The sequence below is a fragment of the Planomonospora algeriensis genome (assembly GCF_977012225.1).
In genome coordinates this window covers 1-3667 of sequence record NZ_CDRNDK010000556.1, presented here as the reverse complement: position 1 = coordinate 3667, position 3667 = coordinate 1, and the positions used below count along the sequence as shown (strand labels likewise).

The window sequence follows — 3667 nt, the reverse complement described above, 5'->3', positions numbered from 1 at the left end:
CGGCGGCCGCCGCGGCCCCGGCCAGGACCGACCATGCGCGGCCCGCCCACGAGCCAGAGCGTCACCCCCGATACCGCGCCCGGCCGCAGGGTCCCCGCCCGCCGCGGAGAATTCGGCCAGCGCCCGGACCGGCCGGCCCCGCCACGCCTCGGCCAGCACCCGCGCGACGAGCAGCGCGACGCCGTTGAGTAGCACCACGCCCGCCGGAACCGTCCACGGCCCCGTCGCGGAGCCGGACGCCGCCAGGCCCGCCACCAGGCCCGTCGCCGTATCCGCCGCCGTATCCGCCGCCGTATCCGCCGCTGTATCCGCCACCACGCCCGGCGGCACGCGCGGGAGGGTGGCGACCGCCGCGACGTAGGCCGCCACCGCCGCCGGCGCGGCCGCGACGGTCAGGCCGAGCCACACGTCGCGCGCGAGCATCGCGGGGACATAGGACCAGAGCCCGATCCTGCGGGCCTGCCGGAGGGTGATCACCAGGACCGCGGCGGGCGCGCCGCGGCGCAGATCCTCGCCTCGGCGGTGAGACCCGGACCGAGGGCGGCCGCGACGGCCGCGAGGAGGGCCGCTGCGAGCAGGACCCGGGTCTGCCGCGACCACGTCTCCAGGGCGTGCCGGGTCCGGCCGGTCTCCCGGGGGTCGACCGGCCAGGCGGGGTCGTGGTGGTTGCGGGGCCGTTCCCAGCGCAGGAACGTCAGGCCGAGGTTGACCCTCGCGCCGGGATGGTCGCCCGCCCGGTGCAGCGCCGCCCGGTAGGCGTCCCGGGCCCGCCGGTGCTCTCCGCGCAGGAGCGCGAGGTCCCCGCCAGCACGTGCGGGTCGGGCTCCTCGGGGGCGTAGCGCACCGCCCTGGCCGTCTGCGACCACGACTCCGCCCACCGCCCCGGGACCCGGCGGAGGGCCGAGCCGAGGCGCAGCCGCGCCGCCCAGGACCCCGGGGCCAGCCGTACGGCCTCCTCGGCGGCGGCCACGGCCTCCGCATCGCGGCCGAGCCGTTCGAAGGCGAGACTGGCCAGACGGTAGCCCCAGCCGGCGGCGAGCCCGTCCCGGGAGTCGTGCTCCACCGCCCGGCGCGCGGCCTCCAGCGCGGCCTCCGGCCTGCCCTCGGCCAGCCGGTCCAAGGCGACGGCGCACCATCGGTCCAGTTCGCCGGGGTCCGGCGGGGCCGGGACCTCGACGAGGTCCCGGTCGCCGGAACCGCTCACCACGACGGCTCTCGCACCTGGCTCTGACTCCCCACGACCGCCATGGTGCGGGGAGGACCACCGTTTGCCTAGACGGCGGATAGAGGGGTCTATCTCTCTAGAGAGGTCGCGGATCCCGGAGCCGATTCGCACATTTCATCCCGGATCAATCTTCCAACGGGCGCCCGTCCACTCCGGCGGATGGCCTAAGCTGCCACGCATGTTCGCCCGGGCCGGTACCCCCGCCAGCCGCGCATGACCGCCATGGGGGTCGCCGCCGACACCAGGCGCGCCGGGACCGGCACGCGCCCCTCCGGGACCGGCCGCTGGTCGGTCCTCGTCCTGCTCTGCCTGAGCCTGCTGCTCATCGCGGTGGACGCCACCGTGCTGCACATCGCCGGCCCGGCCCTGACCGCGGCGCTCGACCCGAGCTCCGTGCAGATGCTGTGGATCGTCGACGGCTACTCCCTGGTGGTCGCGCCGCTGCTGCTGACCTTCGGCACACTCGGCGACCGCCACGGGCGCAGACGCCTGGTCCTGGCCGGCTACGTGGTGTTCGGCGCCGCCTCGGCCGCCGCGGCGTTCGCCCCCACCGCCTCCGCGCTCATCGCCGCGCGGATGCTCCTCGGCGTCGGCGGAGCCATGATCATGCCGGCCACCCTCTCCATCATCCGGCAGGTCTTCACCGACCGCAGGGAGCGGGCGATCGCACTGGGCGTGTGGAGCGCGGTCGCGGCGGCGGGGGCGGCGGCCGGGCCGCTGCTCGGCGGGCTGCTCGTCGAGCACTTCTGGTGGGGCGCCGTCTTCCTGATCAACGTGCCGATCCTGCTGGTCCTGCTGCCCGCGGCGGCACGGCTCCTGCCGGAGTCCCGGACCCTGGCCGGGCAGCCGTGGGACGCGCCGAGCGCGCTGCTGTCGGTCCTGGGCATCCTCGCGTTCGCGTTCGGCCTGAAGGAGGCAGGGGCCGGTCACCCGGAGGGGGCCGCGGCCTTCCTGGGTGGCGTCGCGCTGCTGGCCTGGTTCGTGCGCCGGCAGCGGCGGCTGGCCGTTCCCCTGCTGGACCTGAGCCTGTTCCGGCGGCGGGCCTTCTCCGTCGGGGTGGCCGCGGTGCTGCTGACCGTCTTCTCCCTGGTCGGCCTCCAGCTGATGCTCGCCCAGTACCTCCAGCTCGTGCTCGGCGACAGCCCGCCGGGCGCCGCGGTCCGGATGCTGCCGCTGATGGCCGCCTCGGTGGCCGGCGGCCTCTCGGGCGCGCACCTGCTGCGCCGGCTCGGGCTGCGCGCCACGATGGGCGGCGGCCTGGCGCTGACCGCGCTGTCGCTGGCCCCCACCCTGGCCTGGGGCACCGAGGAGCACCCGCTGGCGCTCGCGCTCTGCTTCGTCGGCATCGGCTTCGGCATCCAGGTGGCGCTGCTGGCCGCCTCCGACACGATCATGTCCTCGGTCTCCGAGTCCCACGCGGGCGGCGCCGCCGCGACCGAGGAGACCGCCTACGAACTCGGCGCCGGGCTGGGCGTCGCGGTGCTCGGCACGGTCACCACCGCCGTCTACGCGCCCTCGCTGGCCCCCGTCGAGGGCGTCTCCGCCGGGCTGATGGAGCGGGCCCGCCAATCGCTGGCCGCCGCCGACGCCGTGGCGCGGGAACTCGGCGACCAGGGCGGGGCCGCGCTGCTGGCGCAGGCCCGGGTGGCCTTCGTCGCCGGGCTGCACTCCACGATCGTCGTCAGCGTGCTGCTGCTCGGCGTCACCGCCGCCGCGGTGGCGGTCCTGGTGCCGCGCGGATCCGGTGACCGTACCGGCCCGGACTGACCGGGTCCTGATGATTGCCGGTCGCGGCTATGGGCAAGACCGGCGGACCGGACCAGAATGAGGAGCCGTGCGACAAACCCTCCATGACATCGCCGCCCTGGCCGCCAGGTTGGGCGTCGGCGGGATCTTCTTCGCCAACGGCTGGGACAAGCTGGAGGCGGGCCTGACCGCGACCGGCCTGCAGTTCGCCACGCTGGGCGCCCCCGCCCCGGGAGTCTGGGCCGGGACGACCATGCTGATGGAGCTCATCGGCGGGGCCCTGCTGGTGGCCGGTCTCGCCGTGCCCGTCTGCGGACTGCTGCTGTTCGCCGAGGCCGTCGCGGTGTTCGTGATCGCCAACGGCGACCAGGGGCTCCCGCTGACCGGCGGCGAGGTGAACCTGATCGTCGCGCTCGGCGCGGCCTCGGTGCTGCTGGCCGTCAACGGGGCCGGGCGTCTGTCGGTCGACCACATGGTGGTGATCAAGAGACGTGAGGCCGAGGCCGCGGAGGACTTCGCCGCCGACTCCGAGGCCGACGACGTCCTCGCCTCGCTGCGCGAGCCGGAGACGGCCGCCCCCTCCCCGCGCGCACCGGTACGGCAGGCCGGCCCGGAAGGTTCCGGCGCCCGGCGCCACCGGTCACCCCTGCCGCCCCGCCGGTCTCCGGCAAGCCGGACGACGGCGCCGGGAGACCG

The 3667-nt window shown here is 76.2% G+C and carries 3 protein-coding genes and 1 pseudogene; 2 read left to right on the top strand and 2 right to left on the bottom strand.

Features of this window, described 5'->3' with window-relative positions:
• Together ACWJ6R_RS32340 and ACWJ6R_RS32335 are read right to left on the bottom strand one after the other, a co-directional pair.
• A pseudogene (locus tag ACWJ6R_RS32340) lies at positions 1 to 477 on the bottom strand (hypothetical protein); the annotation flags it as partial.
• Between the two features lie 217 nt (positions 478 to 694).
• Positions 695 to 1204, bottom strand: coding sequence for a hypothetical protein (locus tag ACWJ6R_RS32335; RefSeq protein ID WP_449065856.1), 510 nt, complete (start codon positions 1202 to 1204; stop codon positions 695 to 697).
• A 234-nt stretch (positions 1205 to 1438) separates the two neighbouring features.
• On the opposite strand from ACWJ6R_RS32335, the gene ACWJ6R_RS32330 reads away from it, so the two are divergent.
• Positions 1439 to 2992 carry an MFS transporter gene (locus ACWJ6R_RS32330; protein WP_449065855.1) on the top strand — a complete coding sequence of 518 codons (1554 nt, stop codon included), beginning with the start codon at positions 1439 to 1441 and terminating at the stop codon, positions 2990 to 2992.
• 67 nt (positions 2993 to 3059) lie between these two features.
• Positions 3060 to 3667 (top strand): DoxX family protein (locus ACWJ6R_RS32325; RefSeq protein WP_449065854.1); only part of this gene is annotated, 608 nt, incomplete at its 3' end.

Excerpts from the sequence above, each read along its gene's own strand:
- ACWJ6R_RS32330 (WP_449065855.1), top strand. The coding sequence starts at position 1,439 with ATGACCGCCATGGGGGTCGCCGCCGACACCAGGCGCGCCGGGACCGGC.